Origin of the sequence: Embleya hyalina, from assembly GCF_003967355.1 — a bacterium.
GTDB lineage: Bacteria > Actinomycetota > Actinomycetes > Streptomycetales > Streptomycetaceae > Embleya > Embleya hyalina.
This window is the reverse complement of record NZ_BIFH01000015.1, coordinates 246,943-267,793: the sequence shown is the minus strand read 5'-3', so window position 1 is coordinate 267,793 and position 20,851 is coordinate 246,943. Positions and strand designations below refer to the sequence as shown.

Sequence of the window (20,851 nt, the reverse complement as noted above, 5' to 3'; positions counted from 1 at the left end):
GCCGGGTTTCCCCGACCCGACCGATGGTGCCCCCAGCAGGATTTGAACCTGCGACACCCGCTTTAGGAGAGCGGTGCTCTATCCCCTGAGCTATGGAGGCCGGGCGTGGAGCCGAGTCCGGGGGTGATGGGCTTTCGGTCCCCGGGATCGGATCCCGCGCACAGGATAGCGGACGGGGTCGGGTGGACGTCGGGGCGTTTCGGGCCGTTGTGGCGCGGCTCCCCCGGGGGCTACCAACTGGTGGCGTCGTCCATGGACTGCTGCCAGTACGTGGTCTTGAGGGATTCGTCGATGTACAGGCCCTGGGCGGGCAGCGACGGGGTGGCGCCGCTGCCGACGTTCTGGTTGCCCGAGGGGCCGTGGAAGTAGACGGTGAGGGACTTCTCGGTGTCGCCGCTGCCGCCGCTGCCGTCCGCGGCGGACAGGTTGACGGACGCGTAGCCGGACTCGCCGGGCTTGAGTGTGACGACCGCCTGCGGGTGCGACTCCTCGATGGCCGGCGGTACGGACTGGGCCGCGCCGAAGCGCAGGGCCGGGTAGCCGTAGAGATAGCACGTCTTGCCGCCGGTGTTGGTGACGGTCAGGAGCACGTGGTTGATCGGGCGGTTCAGCGGGGCCGCGACGGTCTTGGTGTTGGAGCCCTCACAGGTGACCGAGTTGCCGGAGTCGGTGCGCCCGCCCGAGTCCTGGCCGGAGGCCGAGCCGGGCTTGGTGTTCGAGGAAGGGGCTCGGGAGGCGGGGGTGTCGGCGGGGGCCGAGGTGGTCGGCGCCGCGGTCGGTGCGGCGGCCGCGGGGGCGCTCGGCGTGGTGGTCACGACGGGGGCGGCGGCGGGCTTGCCGTTCTTGTCCGAGTCGTTGTCGCACGCGGTCAGCAGGAGCGCGGCGAGTGCGAGCGTCGTGACACCGGCGAGACGGGTGCGGGACGTGTGGAGGCGGGACATGCGATCGGGCTCCTCGGAGTTCGGGTGATGCGCTGCTTGAACGATCACGAGCCTGTGGCAGGGTTCGTCCCAGCCGCTACGGACAGCTGTCGATTGGGGACGCCGGAACGGCGAAACCGGGTCTGACCAGGGGGAATGCCGGGGCCCTGGAACGCCGGCTTGGGACACGGGGCGATGGAGGAACGGGTGTCGGACGCAGCGGGAGCAGCGGAAACGGAGGCGTTCGCGCGTCTGTTGCGGGGGCTGAAGGACCGCTCGGGACTGAGCTACGGGGCGCTGGCCAAGCGGCTGCACATGGGCACCTCGACACTGCACCGCTACTGCAACGGCACCGCGGTGCCGAACGAGTACGCACCGGTGGAGCGCTTCGCGAGGGTGTGCCGGGCGACGCCGCAGGAACTGGTGGAGCTGCACCGGCACTGGATCCTGGCGGACGCGATGCGGGGGCGCCGGGCGGACGCGACGGGGCCGCCGACGCCGGCCGGGACTTCGCCTGCGGGCCCGACCGCGCCTTCGGCCGGGGCGTCGCCCTCGGGCCCGAGCGCGTCTCCGACTCCCGCCGGGGCCCCGGGTTCGGCTGCCGCCGAGGTCCGGCGTCCGACTGCTGCCGGGTCTCCGGCTCCGGCTCCGACCGAGGCATCCGCCCCGATTCCGGCGTCGGCGTCGACGTCGACCGAGGCTCCGACCGCGGCCCCCGTCTCGGCTCCGGCCGAGTCTTCAACCCCGGCGCTGTCGCCGATTGACGCCGCGGCCCCGGCTCCGGCCTCGCCCGCGTTCGCGACGCCGGCCGAGGCTTCGAGCGCGAACCGGACCTCGGCTGCGGGTCCGGACGCGGCCGAGGCTTCGTCTTCGGAGCCGGCGCCGGCGGTGGGCTCGGCTCGGGGTGTCGGGTCGGTTCGGGCGGATCGGTCGGTCGGGGCGCCGGAGGGGGGCGAGGCCGGATCGGTGAAGGACTCGGCCGGTCGGCCGGGCGGGGCCGCCGTGCCGGAGTCGGGCTCGGGCCCGGGTCGCGACGACGGGGTGACGGTCGTCGGGCCGCCGCCCGATCCGGCACCCACCCCCGCGCGCCGTCGCCGTACCGCAGTCGGCCTCGCCGCGGCCGCGGCCGTGCTCGGCGCCGCGCTGGTCGTCGCGTACCCGCTGTCCGGCGACGGCGGCGACGATTCCGGCGCCCACAAGGCGGCCGATTCCGGCCCCGCGCCCACCGCCCCGCCGGCCGCCGGCGACCGGCCCGCCTCCGCCTCCCCGTCGACCGCCGGCACCGGATCGGCCTCGGCCTCCACCGACACCACCCCGCCCGGCAAGGTCGCGCCCGGCGCGTCGAAGGGCGGCACGCCGAGCACGGGAGCCTCCTCGGGCAACGACCCGCTGGGCGTCGCCGTACGCCCCTACGTCTACAGCAACCCGTGCAGCCAACACTTCCTCGTCGACAGCGCCCCCGAGCAGGTCGGCCCGCCCGCCAACGAGGGGGACGCGGTGCGCTGGTCCGGCGCGTACGGCGCGGTCTCCTCGGACGAGCAGCAGATCGCCCTCACCGTCCAGGGCCGAGACCGGGACACGGTCGTCCTGGAGGCGCTGCACGTCCGCGTCGTCGCCAAGGGCGCGCCTCTCGCCTGGAACGACTACTCGATGGGCGTCGGCTGCGGCGGCGACGTCGACACCAAGTCCTTCGACATCGACCTCGACCGGGGCAGCCCCACCGTCACCACGAAGAACGGACAGCGCGACTTCCCGTACAAGGTCAGCGCCACCGATCCCGAGGTCTTCTACGTTACGGTGCACACCAGGGCCCACGACGTGCGCTGGGATCTCACCCTGGACTGGTCCACCGCCGACGGCCGCCGCGGCACGGTCAAGGTCGACAACAAGGGCAAGCCGTTCCGCACCAGCGCCGGCTCGGCCCGCCCCGGCTACGACTACCCGCTCGGCGGCGGCGAGTGGATCAAGCGCGCGCCCTAACCGGACGCCCTCGCGGTCGGATCGGATGTGCCGACGGTCAGGATGACGGCCGAGTCCTCGACGGCCTCCAGCGAGTGGGGCTCCTCGGGGACGACCAGCAGGTCGCCGGAGGTGCCCTCGACGGAGTCGTCGCCCGCGGTCAGCCGGATGTGGCCGGTCAGCACGATCAGGGACGCCTCGCCCGGGCTCTCGTGTCGATCGAGCGAGTTGCCCGCCGTGAGGGCGATCAGGGTCTGCCGCAACCGCCTGCGGGAGCCGCCGAGCATGGAGACCGAACTGCGGCCCGACGAGGTGCTGCGAGCCGAGGCGAGCTGCTCCTTCGTGGCCGTCCGGAGCGAGATTTTGTCCATGTATGCCAGTTTCGGGGGCGATCACTCTCCGCGCATGTTCTGGTGTCCGCGGGAATGCGGTGACCGGTGTGACGAGTGATCCTGGCGAGGGGCGGAGGCCGCGGCCGAGGAGGTAAACGACTTGCTCGGGCATCGAAGAATGAACCTCATGACCACCGACGAAAGCGTGCGCACACGCGGAACCGTCTTCGATCGGGACGGGACGCTCGTCGCCGACTACCGGCTCGGCAACCGCTCGGGCCGGCCGGCCGCGCTCGATCTGCGGCTGCACCGACTGCCGGCCGAGGCGGCGGCCCCCGCCATCCTGACCGCGCTCCCCGGATGGGTGGTGTCGGCGCACGCGGACACCGGTGCCGTGCTGATCGCGTCGGGCGGCCGCCTGGTCCGGCATCTGCACCGGTACGCCCGCGAGTTGGACCCCGAGGCCGACGGCGACGGCTGGGCGGATCCGCGAATCGAGGTGCGGCCGGTGACGTCCGTGCCACCCTCGGCGCTGTACGACTCCTGGATCGCCGCCTATCCGCCCGAACACCCCGACGGCACGTCGCACCCCAATCCCGAGGACCTGGACGTCCTATACCACGGACGCGTGCTCGGGCCCCTGCTCGACGCGAGCGTGGTGGCGCTCGATCGCGACCGGGTGGTCGCGGCGGTGCTGGTGAACGACGCCGAACTGCTCGGGCCGTGGATCAGCGAGGTCTTCCGCGATCCCGACCCCGCGTACGCCGGGCTGGGCGCCCGGCTGTTGCGGCACGCGCTCGGCCTCGCGGCACGCGCCGGGCTGCCCTCGATCGGACTCGCGGTCACCGAGGGCAATCCGGCCCGGACGGTGTACGAGCGGCTCGGATTCCGGCCCGGCGAGTCGTTCATGCACGTCGTGCTACCGGGAGGCGAACGGTAGACACGCCGATGGAGGGATGAGACATTTGTGTCTCACAAGAATTGAGGATGTCTCATGGTCGGCTCCACCGCCCTTCGCCCCGCACGTGACCCGCGGCGCTGGGCCGTGCTCGCGATCCTGTCGGGGAGCCTGCTGATCATCTCGATGGACGCGACGATCCTGAACGTCGCGTTCCCCTCCCTGGTCGCGGATCTGCGGCCCGGCTCGGTCGAGCAGTTGTGGATCATCGACTCCTACGCCCTCGCGCTGTCCGGTCTGCTGGTCACCGCCGGCGCGCTCGGCGACCGCTGGGGGCGCAAGCGGCTGCTCCTGGTGGGCTTCGCGATCTTCGCGATCGCCTCGCTGCTCGCGGTGGCGGCCACCGCGGCCTGGCACGTGATCGCCGCCCGGGTGCTGCTCGGCGTCGGTGGCGCGGCGATCATGCCCTCCACGCTGAGCATCCTGCGCCAGGTGTTCACCGACGCCCGGGAGCGGGCCTTCGCCTACGCCGTGTGGTCGGCCGTCTTCGGCGGCGGCATGGCGCTCGGGCCGGTGGTCGGCGGTCTGCTGGTGCAGTCGCACGGGTGGCAGTCGGCGTTCCTGCTGAACGTGCCGATCGCCGTCGCGGTGATCGGATTCGGCCTGTGGCTGCTGCCCGAGTCCCGCTCGCCGCGCTCCGGCGCGTGGGACTGGCCCGGGGTGGGGCTGTCCGTCGTCGGCATGGCCACGCTCGCGGGCGGTGTCAAACAACTCGGCAAGGGCGGCGTGGGCGACCCAGGGGCGTGGATCCTGCTCGCGATCGCGGTGGTCACGCTGACCGTGTTCGTTCGGCGCCAACTGCGCCTCGCCCACCCGCTGCTCCAGGTCCGGCTGTTCACGAACCGCGCGTTCACGATGGCGGCGACCGCGATCTTCCTGGGCATGCTCGGCCTCGGCGCGGCGCTGTTCCTGCTCAGCCAGTGGTTCCAGTACGTCCGGGGGTACAGCCCTGTGTCCGCCGGTCTGCACCTGCTGCCCGCGCCGATCGCGCTGATCGTGGCGTCGATGGTGGCGCCCCCGCTGATGCACCGCTTCCCGCCGCGCAACGTGCTCGGGATCGGCCTCGCGCTGATGGGTGTCGGTCTGGCGCTGCCGTGGCTCGGGCAGCACGTCCGGGACGTGGACTACCCGCTGATCGCCGTCTCGCTCGCGGTGGTCGGGCTCGGCGTGGGTACGTTGGCCACCGTCGCCTCGGTGGTGCTGATGTCCTCGACGCCGGCCGCGGACGCCGGGGGCGCGGCCGCCGTCGACGAGACCGCGTACGAACTCGGCGCCGCTCTCGGCGTCGCCATCCTCGGCAGCCTGGCCTCCGCGCTCTACCGCGCCAATCTGCCCGACCTCGACCTCGGCGCGGCCGACCTGTCGGCGGTGCGCGAGTCGATCGGGGACGCGTCGGTGGTGGCGGACCGGCTGGGCGCCGGCGGCCTGCTCACCCGGGCCGGCGACGCGTTCACGGCCGGCATGACGCCCACCTTCCTGGCCGGCGGCGTGGTCGCGCTGGTCGCCGCGGTACTGGCCTGGCGGCTGATCCCCCGCGACCTGGAACCCGCCTCCGACGCGCACTGACCCGGGCCGAACGGCGGGCCGGGACGGGTGCCGGTCGCGCGCGGCGGGCCGACATCGGCCGGCCGAAAGCGGTCGGCCGGGGGAGCCGCGCGCCACGTCCCGCCGGATTGCCCGGCGGTGGGTGGCCCAACCCGCGCCGCCGGGCGGGGCCCTCCCGGAGTCCGCGCACCCACTCCCACCCGGGCCTTAGGAACATCCGGGGCTTCTCGGCCGTTGAGCGGGGCGTAGGCACTCCGGAGCGTGCATGCGGAGCCCGAGGCCGGGCAGGCGCTGACAAAGGCCGCTATCGGCCAACCTTTCAACAGTACATCTCCGGATGGAATACCACAGGCTTCTCGTTCGTTCGAAATGTTGACGAACGCGAATGAAAGCGAGGGCTAGAGCATGCCGACTACACGTGGTGTGGCCCGACAGGGCGCCGAGCGAGTGGCGGCTTCCCGCACGCGGAAGGCCGCCGACGTCGAGCGCGACACGGTCGGTGTGTACCTGGACGAGATCAGCCGCACGAAGCTCCTGGACGCGGAGCGCGAGGTGGAGATGTCGAAGGACATCGAGGCCGGACTCTACGCGCAGAAACTGATCGACGAGGACGCCGTCCCCGAGGGAGTCGACCGGGCCGAACTCGACGCGTTGATCGCGCGCGGAGCGGCGGCGAAGGAGCTGTTCATCCAGGCCAACCTGCGTCTGGTGGTCTCCGTCGCGCGGCGCTACCCGCGCAGCGGGATGCCGTTCCTGGATCTGGTCCAGGAGGGCAACGTGGGCCTGGTCCGCGCGGTCGAGAAGTTCGACTACGCGAAGGGCTTCAAGTTCTCCACCTACGCCACGTGGTGGATCCGACAGGCGATCACCCGGGCGATGGCCGACCAGGCCCGCACCGTGCGACTGCCCGTGCACCTGGTCGAGGAACTCAGCAAGATCCGGCGCGTGCAGCGCGAGTTCGCCCGTGATCACGGGCGCGACCCCGAGATCCCGGAGATCGCCGAGATCGTGGGCAGCACCCCCGAGCGGGTGGTGGACGTGATCGGCTGGGCGCGCGACCCGATCAGCCTGGACACCCCCGTGGGTGACGACGGCGAGACCGAACTGGGCGAACTGGTCCAGGAGACCGACCCGTTGACCCCGGAGGACATCACCCTCGCGACGCTGCGCCGTGAGCAGATAGCGGACCTGGTGGGTCGGCTCGACGGCCGCACGGCCACCATCCTGCGGGCGCGCTACGGCATGGCCGACGGCAAGGAGCACACGCTCACCGAGGTCGGCAGGCAACTCGGGCTCACCCGCGAGCGGATCCGGCAGATCGAGAAGCAGGCGCTGGTCGAACTGCGCGAGTTGGCCGCGGCCCAGGGGCTCGAGGCCGCGTGACGCGGCCCGTGCCGGAGCGCCGGCACACTGGGGCGATGGCGGAGGCGGAAGTGCGCGAGACGAACGGATCGCACGAGCCGGGGCGGCACGACCGCTTCGGCTGGGACGATCTGCTGCCCGAGACGAGTTCGGACGAGACCGACGCCGGTTGGGGCGAGCATCGGAGCGGCGCCGACCCGGCCGACATCCGCCGATTCCTCGACGACAAGCCGCCGCACCACTTCTGAGCGGGCGCGGCCCGCAGCGTCACGGCCACTCGACGCGCGCCACACGAAACGAACGGCGGGCCCGCACCCTTCCACGAGGGCGCGGGCCCGCCGTTCGACCGATCAGGCGTCCGAACGCGAGGCCCCCGAGGACCCCGACGACCCGGTGTCGCCGCCGCGGCCGGAGTCCTGCTGCGGCTCGAGCCGTTCGGCGAGCAGGTCGCGGATCTCGCGCAGGATCTCGACGTCGCTCAACTCCTTCTCGCCCGCGTGTCCGAGGGCCCGCTTGCGCCGCTCCAGCATGTGGTTCATGGGCAGCACGAGCAGGAAGTAGACCACCGCCGCGGTGATCACGAACGTCAGTGCCGCGCCGAGCACCGACCCCCACAACAACTGGACGCCGGTCGTCTCGCCCTTCGCGTCGACGCCGCACGGGCCCTTGATGCAGGTCGTGTAGCTGTCCAGATTCTTGGTGCCCAGCGCACCCACGACCGGGTTGATCATCCCCTTCACGAACGCGTTCACGACCGCCGTGAACGCGGCGCCGATGACCACGGCCACGGCCAGGTCGACGACGTTTCCGCGCATGAGGAACTTCTTGAAGCCGCCCACTGGTTGATTCCCATCGATCTTGATCGGTCGAGGCCTCGACCGGGCGATCCGATCAACGATCATCACCAACGGCGGTAATAATCGTAGTAATTGCGGAATAGCCCATGAAGCCGGACAACTCGCACGAGTCTGGTGTCATTCGCGATCCGTCGCAACAACGCCGCTCAGAACCTGCGGATGGTGTAGGTGAGCCCCGGGCCCGTCGCCGCGCCCGCGAGTTCGCTCGCCACGGCGCGGGGAACCTCGAGGATAACGAGCGCTCCGGACCCGGGAGCCCCGAACCCGGAATCGGTCGGGGGCGGCTTGGCCACCACCACGGCGCCGGCGGCGATCGGCCGGGCGGGTCCCGGATGTTCGGGCGGCGGTGCGGCCAGGACGTCGATCCGGTCGCCGGGACGCAGCACGGCCACCGCGTCGGCGTCGGCGAAGCGCGCGGGCAGGGCGACCGTGCCCGCGTCGGCCGGGCCGCCGGGGCGGGCCAACCGCACGTCGGTCACCGGCTCGCCGCGCCGCAGCGGACCGGTCAACGCGCCCCCCTCGGCCTGCCGGACCGCGCGCAGGACCCCCTCGGGGCGCAACGCCGTCGGCATCCGGACCAGGACCAGGTCGGCGGCCCCGGGTGTGCTGCCCGCGGGCAGGTCCCGCGCGGCCACCAGGATCGGCGTGGTGGGCGCGGGCGCCGGCCGGACCGCCACGATCGCCGCGAGCGCGGCGACCGCCGCCGACAACGCGGCCAACCCGCGCCGGTGCCGGGCCAACCCGCGGCGCCACGGCGGCCGGGCGGGCGCCCCCGGCGACCCGCGAAGGGCGGGCCCGCCGGCCCGGCCGAACGACGGGCCGGACGACGATCCGAGCGATCCCGAAGCGGACATCACACCTCCAACGCGGGCGGCGCACACGGTAGGGAAGACGCGGCCCGACCCCCGTCGGAACCGGGGCGGGAAAACGAGGGCCGAGCCGCACCCCCACCGTGCCGCCCGCCGACCCACCCGCGCCGATCCGCCCGGACGCCTGTGGATCACCGTCCGCCTGTGGACAACGAATTCACCCACGTGAGCGACACGACCGCCCCGACCGAGCGACCCGCCCCGAACACCACGAAGGCCGCCCCCCGATCGGGAGACGGCCTTCGAACCCATCCATCACACCCGGCCGGCCGGGCCGACCACGAATCACTCACCGGCGGGCGAACCGCCTACGCCGGCCGCTCGACCTCCGCCGTGCCACAGTCGCACGTACGGGTCTTCGGCAACGCCGCCACCACGTCGAACAGCAGCGTGCGCAGCCGGTCGACGTTGGCCGCGAAGACCTCCATCACCTCGGCGTGGGTGACCCCCTCGCCCGCCTCGACACCCGCGTCGAGGTCGGTGACCAGCGCGATGGCCGTGCAGCAGAGCCCCAGTTCGCGCGCGAGCACCGCCTCGGGGTGCCCGGTCATCCCGATGATCGACCAGCCCTGGGCCGAGTACCACCTGGATTCGGCCCGGGTGGAGAAGCGCGGACCCTCGATCACCACGAGGGTGCCGCCGTCCACCGGCTCCCACCCCGAGGCGCGGGCGCCCGCGACGGCCACCGCGCGCCCGTCGGCGCAGTACGGGTCGGCGAACGTGGTGTGCACGACCGGCGGCACGCTGCCGTCGGCGAGCGGCAGTCCGTCGAAGAACGTCTGGGTGCGGCCGGAGGTGCGGTCGATCAGCTGGTCCGGGACCACCAGCGTGCCCGGGCCCAGTTCGGCCCGCAGACCGCCCGTCGCGCACGGCGCGAGCACCTGCGTGACCCCGACGGCCCGCAGCGCCCACAGGTTGGCGCGGTAGTTGATCCGGTGCGGCGGGATCGAGTGGTCGCGGCCGTGCCGGGGCAGGAACGCGACCCGACGGCCGGCCACCTCGCCCAGGAAGAGCGCGTCGCTGGGCGCGCCGTACGGCGTGTCCACCCGCGCCTCGACCACGTCGTCCAGGAACGCGTAGAACCCGGAACCGCCGATCACACCGATCTCGGCCGGGGCCACCCCCGCCGGCAACACGCCGGTCGTCATCGCTCAGGCCGCCGTCGACGTCGTACCGGACGAGCCGGAGGAGGACGACGACGAGGACGTCGAGGACGTCGACGACGAGGACGAGGAGCCCTCCGAGGAGGACGAGGAGGACGAACCCGTCGAGGACGACCCGGACGACGCGGCCGTGGCCGGCGTCGACGACGTGCTCGAGCCGCGGCTGTCGGTCCGGTAGAAGCCGGAGCCCTTGAACACCACGCCCACCGCCGAGAAGACCTTGCGCAGCCTGCCCTGGCAGGCGGGGCACACGGTCAGCGCGTCGTCCGTGAACTTCTGGACGGCCTCGAGGCCCTCGCCACAGGCGGTGCACTGGTACTGGTACGTCGGCACGGTCTGGTCCTCCTTCGACAGACAGGTCAGCTGGGTACTGGCACTCTCACCTGTCGAGTGCCAATGGTGCAGCATCCACCGGAGTTCCGTCCACCACGGTCGTGGTCGTCGGTGTAATGGGTGTCACATCCGTGTTCGGCTTCAGCAGCCGTTGCCCCGCCAGCACCACCAGGAAGCCGATGCCGGCCGAGGCCAGGGTGAGCGCGAATCCGGCGCCCGAGCCGCGCGCGTCGGTGAGCATTCCGGAGAACGTCGAGCCCAGCGCGAGGCCCAGCCCGATCGCCCCGGTCAACCAGGTGAACGCCTCGGTCTTGGCCGCGGCCGGGACCAGCGTGTCGACGAGGGTGAAGCCGGTGATCAGCGTGGGCGCGATCGCCAGTCCGCACAGCAACGCGACGGGCACCATGATTCCCACCGACGGGATGGCCCACAGCGGCGCGGTGCCGAGCGCGAGCAGCGCGAACGTCACCACCATCCGGCGGTGCGCGGCCCGTCGCCAGGCGATCGCGCCGTAGACGGCCCCGGCGATCAGGCTGCCACCCGCGAAGACCGCGTACAACGCGCCCGCCAGGCCGGGTCGGCCGGCCTCCTCGGCGAACGCGGTCACCGAGACCTGCACGGTGCCGAAGACGCCGCCGATGCAGACGAACGCGACCACGAGCAGGCGCACCCCGCCGATCCGCAGCGCGGACGTGTGCGGTGTGTCACCGGCCGTGCGGACCACCCGCCGGGGCGCGGTGCCGCGTTGTGTCGCGAACAACAACGACCCGACCACGGTCAGCGCGGCCTCGACCACCAGGCCGGCCGCCGGGTGTACGCCGGTGGCCAGGAACGTGGCCACCACCGGGCCGACCACGAAGGTGAACTCGTCGGTCACCGACTCGAACGCGAACGCGGTCGGCAGCAGCGGCGACCGCTCCAGGTGCGCCGCCCAGCGGGCGCGCACCATCGAGCCGATCTGCGGCACCGTCGCGCCGGACAGCACCGCGCTCGTGAACAGCAGCCACAGCGGCGCCTCGGCGAGCGCGGCCACGATCAGCGCGGACACCGCCGCGCCGTGCAGCAGCGCGCCGGGCACGACCACCGCGGCCTGGCCGAAGCGGTCGGCGAGCCGACCCGTCTGCGGGCCGACGAAGGCCAGCGCCACGGCGGCCGCGGCGGAGACCGCGCCGGCCGTGCCGTACGAGCCGGTGGTGTGTTTGACCAGCAGCACGATGCCCAGGCCGAGCATCGCGTAGGGCAGCCGCGCGATCAGCGCGGGCGCCAGGAATCGCCAGGCGGACGGGGTCCGCAGCAGCGTGGAGTACGTGGAGATCATGCGCACCGCCCCCGGTGGGCGCGTGCGGCGGTCCGATGCGTGGGCATCGTGGGCATCGCGGGTTGTCGCTTCCTGCCACCTGGTGACGCACAGGGGAAACCCCGGTGTGCCGAGAGCTGTCCTCGAAAGCGTCCACCGGGGTAGATACCGAGGCCTTGTGCCTCGGCCGCCGTGCGGTCACGACGCCAGCCCTGCGTCAGGCAGAGTCGGTGTGTGTGCAGTGGTCGGTCTGTGTGCAGTGGGATCGGCGTTCGGGACACCCCTGGGGCGCCCCGCCGACGATCGACCATCCGATGGTATCCCAGGCGTACCCGGCCCGGATCGACGGCGAGGCGCCACGCCTCAGGTGTCGCCCTTGACCCCGAACCAGCTCGCGAGCTTGCCGCCCCGGCTGACCGCGCGCAGTCGGTCCTCCGTCTCGTCGCGCACCGTGTCGGTGGTCACCACGAGCAGGTCGTCGCCGCGCCGCAGCACGGTGGTCGGCTCGGGTACGAAGCTCCCGTCCTCGCGCACGACCAGGGTGACCGCGGCCCCGCGCGGCAGGCGCAGCTCGCCGACCTCCACGCCGTGCATCCGCGAACCCGTCGGCACGTTCACCGACAGCAGGTGGCCGTGCAGCTTCTCCAGCGGCGCGGACTCCACGCCGAGGTCGGTCGGCTCGTCGGCACCCGCGAAACCGGCCTTGCGCGCTATCCACGGCAGCGTGGGCCCCTGGACCAGGGTGAACACGACGACCAGCACGAAGGTGATGTTGAACAGCCGCTGCGCGTCGGGGATGTCCTTCACGATCGGGATGGTCGCCAGCACGATGGGCACCGCCCCGCGCAGCCCCGCCCAGGACAGGATCAACTGCTCGCGCCACGGTATGCGGAACGGCGACGTGGTCACGATCACCGACAGCGGCCGGGCGACCAGCAGCAGGATGGTGCCGATCACCAGCGCCGGGATCACCGCGCTGCCCAACTCGTGTGGGGTGACCAGCAGTCCGAGCAGGACGAACAGCCCGATCTGGGCGATCCAGCCGAGCCCCTCGGCGAAGCCGCGCGTGGCCGGGCCGTGCGGAAGTTGCGAATTGCCCAGGACCAGCGCGGTCAGGTAGACCGCGAGGAACCCGCTGCCGTGCGCCAACGCGCCGCCGGAGTAGGCGAGCACGCACAGCGCCATCACCGCGATCGGATACAGGCCGGAGGCCGGCAGCGCGACGTGGCGCAGGCCGAACGCGCCGAGCCTGCCGACCGCGAGGCCGACCGCCGCGCCTATCGTCAGCTCCAGGGCGATCTCGGCGAGGATCATGTACCACGGTTCGATGTGGCCCGTGTGGGCGAACGTGACCACCAGGATCACCACCGGCGCGTCGTTGAACCCGGATTCGGCCTCCAGCAACCCGGTCAACCGGTGCGGCAGCGGCAACTTGCGCAACACCGAGAAGACCGCGGCGGCGTCCGTGGAGGAGACGATCGCGCCCATCAGGATCGCGGTCGACCAGTCCACGTCCAGCACGATCTTCGTGGCCAACGCGGTGACCGCGACGCTCACTCCGACCCCGACGGTGGACAACACCGCCGCCGCCGGCACCGACGGCTTGATCTCCTTCCAGCTGGTGGCGATCCCGCCCTCCGCGAGGATCACTATCAGCGCGGCGTAGCCGAGCGTCTGGGTCAGTTCGGCGTTGTCGAAACCTATGCCGAGGCCGTCGGCCCCGATCACCATTCCGAGTCCGAGGTAGAGCAGCAGGCTCGGCAGCCCGGTGCGGGTCGCCAGGCGGACCGCTATGACGGCGGACAGCATGACGATGGCACCCAGGAGCAGGACCTGGTTGAGCTCGGGCACGGACACGTGCGTCACCTCCGGCGGTCGTCGGTCCGGCCACCCCCCAGGCGGCCGCACGGAGTGCTTGAACATGAAGGCAGACGACGACGGGCGAAGCCGGCGCCGCGAATGCGCAGGGAATCAGCGGGCCTTGGAACGGGGGGCCCTGCCGCGCCGGCGAACCGGCGATCAATTACCTACGCCTGGCAAATATTTTACCAAAGCGAAGGATCCATACCCCACAGGGGTCCCGTCTCGTACCCGTGGCTGTGCTGTCGACGACACTCGGCTTTTAAGGTGTCCCTTGCCGCACCGACCGCATAAGGACCTTGATGCCTCCCTCGAAGACGCCCGACCCGGAGCAGCCCCCCGGTGGCCAGGACGCCTCATCCTCCGGGTGGGACGACTGGCCCACGGGCGAGTGGCCCACATCGCAGTGGGCCGCGGCGGATCCGGTCGCGGCCCAGCGGCGCGCGGAAGAACGCGCGGAGCGTGAGCGCCGGGCCGCGCCCGAGCCGTACGACGAACCCGAGCCGTACGCCCCGCAAGAGCCAGAGCAGGAACCCTACGTCCGGCCCGGCGTCCCGCAGGAGAGCGCGCCGCGGCAGGACCCGTATCCGGCGCGGGAGCCCTACGCCGGGCAAGAGCCGTACGCCCCACCGGAATCGTCCCCCCTCGGGGAGCCCTACCCGCCCCTGGAGCCGTACGCGGAGCCGGCCGGCACCGGATCGGTCCCCCCGCCCGCCGCGGCGCCCGTACCGCCCGCCCCGCGCGCCGCGGAGCCGCCGCCGGCCGTGCCGGCACCGATCCCGGCACCCGCGTCCGCGCCCGCGCCCTCCGCCGCGCCCGGCCCGCCCGCCGAGCCCGCCGCCGGGGCCGAGGCCGCCGAGGCCGCCGCCGGCGGCACCGGCAAGGTCAAGGAACGCTCGAACACCCCCAAGGGGCCGTCCAAGGCCTGGCGCCGGTTCCGGCTGACCGCCATCGTCTTCGTCGTGGTGCTCGCCATCGCGGCCGGCGGACTCGGCTGGTGGGGCTGGCAGTTGTCCCGCGACTCGTTCCCGCAGACCAGTGGCACCGCGCGCATCGCGGGGCTGACCGGCAAGGTGGACGTGGTCCGCGACGCCGAGGGCATCCCGCAGGTGTACGCGGACACGTCCGAGGACCTGTTCCGGGGGCAGGGCTACGTACACGCCCAGGACCGGTTCTGGGAGATGGACGTACGCCGGCACATGACCGCCGGCCGGTTGTCCGAGATGTTCGGTTCCGGGCAGGTGGACAACGACAAGTTCCTGCGCACGCTCGGCTGGCGCAAGGTCGCCGAGCAGGAGTACGCGGCGCTCGCCCCGGAGTCGCAGAAGTTCCTCCAGGCCTACGCCGACGGGGTCAACGCGTATCTGAAGGACCACAAGGGCGCCGACGCGTCGTTCGAATACGCGCTGCTCGGTCTCGTGCACGACGGCTACAAGGCCGAACCGTGGACGCCCGTCGACTCGGTCGCCTGGCTCAAGGCGATGGCGTGGGACCTGCGGACCAACATGCAGGACGAGATCGACCGCGCGCTGCTGTCCGACAAGCTCACGGTCAACCAGATCGACGAGCTGTACCCGCCGTACCCGTACGACACGAACATGCCGATCGTGCGCAACGGCGACATCGTCAAGGACGGCAAGACCGAGCGCTTCGCCCAGGACGCGCCGCCGCCGGCGCCGTCCAAGAACGCGCAGTCCGCGCTGGCCAACCTCTCCGAGTCGTTGTCCCAACTGCCCTCGCTGTTCAGCGAGAAGTCGTCGGGCGTCGGCTCCAACTCGTGGGTGGTGGCCGGCAGCCGCACCACCACCGGCAAGCCGCTGCTCGCGAACGACCCGCACCTGTCGCCGTCGCTGCCGTCGGTCTGGTACCAGATGGGGCTGCACTGCCGCGCGGTCGGACCGCAGTGCCAGTACGACGTCTCCGGCTATACGTTCTCCGGCATGCCCGGCGTGGTCATCGGCCACAACCAGAAGATCTCCTGGGGCTTCACCAACCTCGGCGCCGACGTGACCGACCTGTACCTGGAGAAGGTCCAGGGCGACGGAGTGCTCTACGACTCCAAGTGGGAGCCGTTCAAGGAGGTCCGCGAGGAGACCATCAAGGTCGCCGGCGGCGCCGATCGAAAGATCACCGTGCGCACCACCCGGCACGGACCGATCCTGACCGACGCGTCCGACGCGTCCGACGACCTGAAGGACGTCGGCAAGGACGCGCCGATCCCCGACCTGAGCCCCCAGCGCGAGGACGGTTACGCGGTCGCCCTGCGCTGGACCGCGCTCGATCCGGGTACCTCGATGGACGCGCTCTTCCAACTGGACCGGGCGCAGAACTGGAACGACTTCCGCGCCGCGCTGAAGAACTTCGACGCGCCGTCGCAGAACGCGATCTACGCCGACGTCGAGGGCCACATCGGCTACCAGGCGCCCGGCAAAATCCCGCTGCGGCGCAGCGGCGACGGCCGGTGGCCGGTGTACGGGTGGGACTCGAAGTACGACTGGCTCGGCACCATCCCGTTCGAGTCGTTGCCGAACGTGTACGACCCGCCGGACGGCTACATCGTCACCGCGAACAACGCGGTGACCTCGCCGGCGTACCCGTATCTGCTGACCTCCGACTGGGGGTACGGCGCCCGCAGCGCGCGGATCGAGGAGATGATCACCAAGGCGCCGGGCAAGATCGATCCGGCGACGATGCAGAAGATGCAGGTCGACGACGTCAACCCGGTCGCGCAGTTCCTGGTCCCGGCCCTGCTCGCGGTCCGGATCGACGATCCGTGGGTGCGCGAGGCGCAGGACCTGCTCAAGGACTGGAACAAGCGCAACGACGCCGACTCCACGGCCGCGGCGTACTTCAACGCGGTGTGGCGCCAGGTGCTGATGCTCGCGTTCGGCGACAAGATGCCGTTCTCGGTCCGGGCCGACAACGACTGCGCCAGCAACGCGGACAACACGCACGTGCAGTGCGGTGACCGGGACGACTCGACCGCGCAGCCCGACGGCGGCGACCGGTGGAACGAGGTCGTGCGCACACTGCTCGCCACCCCGGAGAGCCCGTGGTGGAACATCTCCAAGAACCCGGGCGCGATCACCACCCGCGACGGACTGCTGCACAAGGCGATGACCGAGGCCAAGAAGGACCTCACCGCCCGGCTCGGCAAGAACATCGACACCTGGTCGTGGGGCCGACTGCACACGCTGACCCTGCGCAACCAGACCCTGGGCACCGAGGGCCCGGGCGTGGTCAAGTGGATGCTCAACCGGGGGCCGTACGGGATGTCCGGCGGCGAGGGGCTGGTCAACGCGACCGGCTGGAACGCCGCGCAGGGCTACGAGGTGACCACCGTGCCGTCGATGCGGATGGTGGTGGACATGTCCGACCTGGACGCGTCCCGGTGGATCAACCTGACCGGCGCCTCCGGGCACGTGTGGCACGACAACTACACCGATCAGACCGACCTGTGGCGCAAGGGCAAGACCCTGCCGTGGGCGTTCACGCCGGCGGCGGTGGACAAGGCGGCCAAACATCGGCTGACCCTGCTCCCGGCCGGTCCGGCGGCGCCGGGCAAGCCGTGACGGGCGCCCGCGGCGGTGCTACCGGGTGAACCGGTACACCGCCGCGGGCGTCACCGCGATGTCCACGGGCACGTCGTGCGGCTCGGCCGGCACCCGGTCGAGCACCTCGTCGTCGTACAGCAGCACCACGGTGACCGCCGTCTCCGGCACCCGGGCCAGCGCCCGGTCGTACGAGCCGCCGCCACGCCCCAGCCGCATCCCCCGGCGGTCCACCGCGAGCCCGGGCACCACCAGCACGTCGGCGGCGCGCACCCCCTCCGGGCCGAGCCGCGGCCCGATCGGCTCGCGCAGTCCGCGGCCGGCCGGCACCAGCGACGCCGGCCCCTCGTACAGCGCCCAGTCCAGATCGTTGTCGGCCAGCAGCACCGGCAGCAGCACGCGCCGGCTGGACCCGGCGGCCAGGTCCTCGGCCAGATCCCGCCCACCCGGCTCGGAGCCCACCGGCACATACGCCGCGACGGTGCCCGCGGCGGCGACCTCGGGGAGCGCGAGGAGCGCGTCCCGGAGCGCGCGACTCGCCGCGACACGCCGGTCCGACCCGGCGTGTGACCGTGAGTTCATCAACTGTGACCTCAGCGTGGCCTTGTCGTTGAGGATGTCCTTCATGCTGTTCCCTGAATGACGTGTTTGGACGGGTTACCGAAGGAGTCCGCGCAATCGACACAGTTCGCGCCATCGCACCGGACCCGGATCCCGCATGAGCCTGACTTTCGAACGCCTCCTGATCATCCTGCTCGTCGGCGCGCTCGCGGTCGCGGTCGCCTCGCTGACGGTCGCCGTACGCCGGTTGCGCGCGATCGCCGGCAACGAATTGCCCGAGCTGCGGCACGAGGTCACCCGATTGGAGCTGAACCGGGCCGAGTTGGAGCGGCTGTCGGTCACCGATCCGCTGACCGGCGTATGGAACTACCGCTATCTGCAACTCGTGCTGGACCGCGAGGTGATGCGGGCGACCCGGTTCGGTCGGCCGCTGGGGCTGCTCATGCTCGACCTCGACCACTTCCGCGCGGTCAACGAGCGGCACGGCCACCAGGGCGCGGGCGCGGTGTTGCGCGAGGTGGCCCAGCGGCTGGCCCTGGAGATCCGCCAGGTGGACACCATCGCCCGGTACGGCGGCGAGGAGTTCGTGATCCTGCTGCCCGAGACCGACGCCGCCGGGGCGGCGAAGGTGGCGGAGCGGCTGTGCTACGCCGTACGCCGGGGCACGTTCGGCACCGCGACCGACCCGGTCCCGCTGACCATGGCGATCGGCACCGCCGTGCTCCCCGGGGACGGTACCCACGCCACGACCCTGCTGCGTGCCGCCGACCGGGCGCTGGCCCGGGCCAAGCGGGCGGGCGGCGACCGGTTCTGCGGCCCGGACCCGGCCGAGACCGGGTCGCCGGCCGACAACCGGCCAATCGCCGGCCTTCACGGGACCCCCGGTGACATCACCCGTTAGTGTGCGGCCATGTCTGCGCGTCATCCGTTCCGGCTCACCAAAGCGGTCGTTCCCGCCGCCGGCCTCGGCACCCGCTTCCTGCCGGCGACGAAGGCCACGCCCAAGGAGATGTTGCCGGTCGTGGACACGCCGGCCATCCAGTACGTGGTCGAGGAGGCCGTCGCGGCCGGGCTCACCGACGTACTGATGATCACCGGGCGCAACAAACGTGCCCTGGAGGACCACTTCGACCGGGCCTACGAACTCGAACACGCGCTGGCCGCCAAGGGCGACCTGGACCGGCTCAAGCTGGTCCGCGAGTCGAGCGAGTTGGCCGCGATCCACTACGTGCGCCAGGGCGACCCGCGCGGCCTCGGGCACGCGGTGTCCTGCGCCCGGCCACACGTGGGCGACGAGCCGTTCGCGGTGCTGCTCGGCGACGACCTGATCGACCCCCGTGATCCGCTGCTCGCCACGATGCTCCGGGTGCGCCGCGAACTCGGCGGCAGCGTCGTGGCGTTGATCGAGGTCGACCCGGCGCAGATCCACCTCTACGGCTGCGCGGCGGTGGAACCCCTCGCCGAGGGTGTCTCCGAGCCCGGCGTGGTGCGGGTGACCGACCTGGTGGAGAAGCCGGAGACCGGGACCGCGCCGAGCAACTACGCGGTGATCGGCCGCTATCTGCTCGACCCGGCGGTGTTCGACGTGCTGGAGCACACCCCGCCCGGCCGGGGCGGCGAGATCCAGCTGACCGACGCCCTGCGGGTGCTCGCCAAGCGCGGGCCGGACGAGGGCGGCACCGTGCACGGCGTGCTGTTCGAAGGGCGCCGCTACGACACGGGCGACCGGGCCGACTATCTGCGTGCCATCGTGAAGCTGGCATGCGAGCGTGAAGACCTCGGGCCCGAATTCCGGGCCTGGCTGAGGCGGTACGTGAACGAGGAGATGCACGGATGAAAAGCGTCGAGGACCACCTGAGCGGGATCCTCGAACGGATCGCCCCGCTCGCGCCCCTCGAACTGCAACTGCTCGACGCGCACGGCAGCCTCCTGGTCGACGAGGTGGCCGCCACCGGCGACCTGCCGCCGTTCGACAACTCGTCGATGGACGGCTACGCGGTGCGGCTCGCCGATGTCGCCGACGCGGGCGAGCAGTACCCGGTGGTGCTCGAGGTGGTGGACGACATCGCCGCCGGCGACACCCCGAAGGTCGCGATCGGTTCGGGCACGTGCGCGCGGATCATGACCGGAGCTCCGGTCCCGGAGGGCGCCGAGGCGATCGTGCCGGTGGAGTGGACCGACGCGGGGATGCCGACCGTGCGGATCACGAAGGTGCCGTCGAAGGGGCAGTTCGTCCGGCGGCGGGGCGACGACGTGTCGGCGGGGCAGACCGTGCTGGACGCCGGGACCACGATCGGCTCCGCCCAGGTCGGCCTGCTCGCCGCGATCGGCCGGGAGCGGATCCGGGTCCGGCCCAGGCCGCGCGTGGTGATCCTGTCCACCGGCAGCGAGCTGATCCAGCCCGGCCGGCCGATCGGCCCCGGGCAGATCCGCGACTCGAACAGCTACATGCTCACCGCCGCCGCACGCGAGGCCGGCGCCATCGCGTACCGGGTCGGCAACGTGCCCGACGACCCCAAGGTGCTGATCGACACGATCGAGGACCAGCTGATCCGGGCGGACCTGGTGGTCACCACCGGCGGAGTCAGCGCGGGCGCCTACGACGTGGTCAAGGAAGTGTTGTCCGAACTGGGCACGGTCGAGTTCGGCAAGGTCGCGATGCAGCCGGGGATGCCGCAGGGCTTCGGCGTGATCGGCCCCGACGAGACGCCGATCTTCACCCTGCCGGGCAATCCGGTCAGCGCCTTCGTGTCCTTCGAGGTGTTCGTCCGGCCGGCGCTGCTGCGGATGCAGGGTGCCGAGGTCACCGAGCGCCCGACCGTGCGGGCGACCTGTTCGGCGGCACTGACCTCGCCCGAGGGCAAGCGTCAGTTCCTGCGCGCCCGGTACACCCCGCCGGTCGACGGCGTGGGCGAGGGCACCGTCGATCCGGTCGGCGGCATCGGCTCCCACCTGCTCGGCAGCCTCGCCCGGGCGAACGCGCTGATCAGCCTTCCCGCCGAGGTCACCGCGGTGGCCGAGGGCGCCGAGGTGTCCGTGCTGCTGCTCGGCTGAGCGGCGCGGCGCTCGGGTTCGGGCGCCACGATCCGGGTCCGGGCGGGCCCGCGCATGCGGGGCGCCCGGTTGTGCCTCTAACGTTGCCCCAGCACGAAACGCCGGTTCGACGCACACGGAAGTCGGACGCGGACGGCACTTCGACGCCCACCGCAACGGGGGGCTCACCGTATGGGGTGGACAGTTGACGCGCGGCGCCAGGAACCTCACGCACCTCGACGAGGCCGGCG

The 20,851-nt window shown here is 72.1% G+C and carries 18 protein-coding genes, 1 tRNA gene and 1 pseudogene; 10 read left to right on the top strand and 10 right to left on the bottom strand.

What is annotated here, in order from left to right:
• Positions 1-24 precede the first annotated feature (24 nt).
• Both EMA17_RS08870 and EMA17_RS08865 read right to left on the bottom strand, forming a co-directional pair.
• Positions 25-100: transfer RNA gene (locus EMA17_RS08870), tRNA-Arg, on the bottom strand.
• Between the two features lie 130 nt (positions 101-230).
• Positions 231-941 carry a DUF4232 domain-containing protein gene (locus tag EMA17_RS08865; RefSeq protein WP_126636364.1) on the bottom strand — a complete coding sequence of 237 codons (711 nt, stop codon included), beginning with the start codon at positions 939-941 and terminating at the stop codon, positions 231-233.
• A gap of 135 nt (positions 942-1,076) precedes the next feature.
• Between EMA17_RS08865 and EMA17_RS08860 the strand changes: the two are divergent.
• Together EMA17_RS08860 and EMA17_RS52500 are read left to right on the top strand one after the other, a co-directional pair.
• Positions 1,077-1,337, top strand: a pseudogene (locus EMA17_RS08860) (helix-turn-helix domain-containing protein); the annotation flags it as partial.
• Between the two features lie 549 nt (positions 1,338-1,886).
• Positions 1,887-2,900 carry a transcriptional regulator gene (locus EMA17_RS52500; protein WP_170222132.1) on the top strand — a complete coding sequence of 338 codons (1,014 nt, stop codon included), beginning with the start codon at positions 1,887-1,889 and terminating at the stop codon, positions 2,898-2,900.
• Here EMA17_RS52500 and EMA17_RS08855 read toward each other — a convergent pair.
• Positions 2,897-3,250, bottom strand: a complete 354-nt coding sequence (locus EMA17_RS08855; protein WP_126636363.1) for a cupin domain-containing protein — start codon at positions 3,248-3,250, stop codon at positions 2,897-2,899. The two genes, EMA17_RS52500 and EMA17_RS08855, sit on opposite strands and share 4 nt — an antisense overlap.
• Positions 3,251-3,398: 148 nt before the next feature.
• On the opposite strand from EMA17_RS08855, the gene EMA17_RS08850 reads away from it, so the two are divergent.
• From EMA17_RS08850 to EMA17_RS08835, 4 genes are all read left to right on the top strand, one after another.
• Positions 3,399-4,151: a GNAT family N-acetyltransferase gene (locus EMA17_RS08850; RefSeq protein WP_160161349.1), complete on the top strand. Its 753-nt coding sequence runs from the start codon at positions 3,399-3,401 to the stop codon at positions 4,149-4,151.
• 54 nt (positions 4,152-4,205) lie between these two features.
• The gene (locus EMA17_RS08845) at positions 4,206-5,735 is read left to right on the top strand and encodes an MFS transporter (RefSeq protein WP_126636361.1); all 1,530 of its coding nucleotides are present in this window, start codon (positions 4,206-4,208) and stop codon (positions 5,733-5,735) included.
• Positions 5,736-6,119: 384 nt separating this feature from the next.
• Positions 6,120-7,097: a sigma-70 family RNA polymerase sigma factor gene (locus tag EMA17_RS08840; RefSeq protein ID WP_126636360.1), complete on the top strand. Its 978-nt coding sequence runs from the start codon at positions 6,120-6,122 to the stop codon at positions 7,095-7,097.
• Positions 7,098-7,132: 35 nt separating this feature from the next.
• Complete coding sequence (locus EMA17_RS08835; RefSeq protein ID WP_126636359.1) at positions 7,133-7,324, top strand: hypothetical protein; 192 nt, start codon at positions 7,133-7,135, stop codon at positions 7,322-7,324.
• Between the two features lie 102 nt (positions 7,325-7,426).
• Here EMA17_RS08835 and mscL read toward each other — a convergent pair whose 3' ends face one another.
• The 6 genes from mscL to EMA17_RS08805 form a co-directional block, all read right to left on the bottom strand.
• The gene (gene mscL, locus EMA17_RS08830; protein ID WP_281290461.1) at positions 7,427-7,915 is read right to left on the bottom strand and encodes a large conductance mechanosensitive channel protein MscL; all 489 of its coding nucleotides are present in this window, start codon (positions 7,913-7,915) and stop codon (positions 7,427-7,429) included.
• Positions 7,916-8,079: 164 nt separating this feature from the next.
• The gene (locus EMA17_RS08825) at positions 8,080-8,787 is read right to left on the bottom strand and encodes an SAF domain-containing protein (protein WP_160161348.1); all 708 of its coding nucleotides are present in this window, start codon (positions 8,785-8,787) and stop codon (positions 8,080-8,082) included.
• A 323-nt stretch (positions 8,788-9,110) separates the two neighbouring features.
• On the bottom strand, positions 9,111-9,950 hold the full coding sequence (locus EMA17_RS08820; RefSeq protein WP_126636356.1) for an S-methyl-5'-thioadenosine phosphorylase: 840 nt from the start codon (positions 9,948-9,950) through the stop codon (positions 9,111-9,113).
• A gap of 3 nt (positions 9,951-9,953) precedes the next feature.
• Positions 9,954-10,298, bottom strand: a complete 345-nt coding sequence (locus EMA17_RS08815; RefSeq protein WP_126636355.1) for an FmdB family zinc ribbon protein — start codon at positions 10,296-10,298, stop codon at positions 9,954-9,956.
• 46 nt (positions 10,299-10,344) lie between these two features.
• Positions 10,345-11,616 carry an MFS transporter gene (locus EMA17_RS08810; protein WP_126636354.1) on the bottom strand — a complete coding sequence of 424 codons (1,272 nt, stop codon included), beginning with the start codon at positions 11,614-11,616 and terminating at the stop codon, positions 10,345-10,347.
• Positions 11,617-11,958: 342 nt separating this feature from the next.
• Complete coding sequence (locus tag EMA17_RS08805; RefSeq protein WP_281290460.1) at positions 11,959-13,518, bottom strand: potassium/proton antiporter; 1,560 nt, start codon at positions 13,516-13,518, stop codon at positions 11,959-11,961.
• Positions 13,519-13,757: 239 nt separating this feature from the next.
• Between EMA17_RS08805 and EMA17_RS08800 the strand changes: the two genes are divergently transcribed.
• Positions 13,758-17,027, top strand: a complete 3,270-nt coding sequence (locus tag EMA17_RS08800) for a penicillin acylase family protein (protein ID WP_246126540.1) — start codon at positions 13,758-13,760, stop codon at positions 17,025-17,027.
• Between the two features lie 18 nt (positions 17,028-17,045).
• Here the strand turns inward: EMA17_RS08800 and EMA17_RS08795 are convergent, their stop codons facing one another.
• Entirely contained in the window at positions 17,046-17,633 is a 588-nt protein-coding gene (locus tag EMA17_RS08795; RefSeq protein ID WP_126636352.1) for a 5-formyltetrahydrofolate cyclo-ligase, read from the bottom strand.
• Positions 17,634-17,724: 91 nt separating this feature from the next.
• Here EMA17_RS08795 and EMA17_RS08790 point away from each other — a divergent pair, with 91 nt between their 5' ends.
• The 3 genes from EMA17_RS08790 to glp are packed head-to-tail and all read left to right on the top strand — an operon-like array spanning position 17,725 to position 20,621.
• Positions 17,725-18,468, top strand: a complete 744-nt coding sequence (locus EMA17_RS08790; protein ID WP_126636351.1) for a GGDEF domain-containing protein — start codon at positions 17,725-17,727, stop codon at positions 18,466-18,468.
• Between the two features lie 9 nt (positions 18,469-18,477).
• Complete coding sequence (locus EMA17_RS08785; RefSeq protein WP_126636350.1) at positions 18,478-19,404, top strand: UTP--glucose-1-phosphate uridylyltransferase; 927 nt, start codon at positions 18,478-18,480, stop codon at positions 19,402-19,404.
• On the top strand, positions 19,401-20,621 hold the full coding sequence (glp, locus tag EMA17_RS08780; protein WP_126636349.1) for a molybdotransferase-like divisome protein Glp: 1,221 nt from the start codon (positions 19,401-19,403) through the stop codon (positions 20,619-20,621). Before EMA17_RS08785 ends, glp begins: the two co-directional genes overlap by 4 nt.
• Positions 20,622-20,851: the final 230 nt, after the last annotated feature.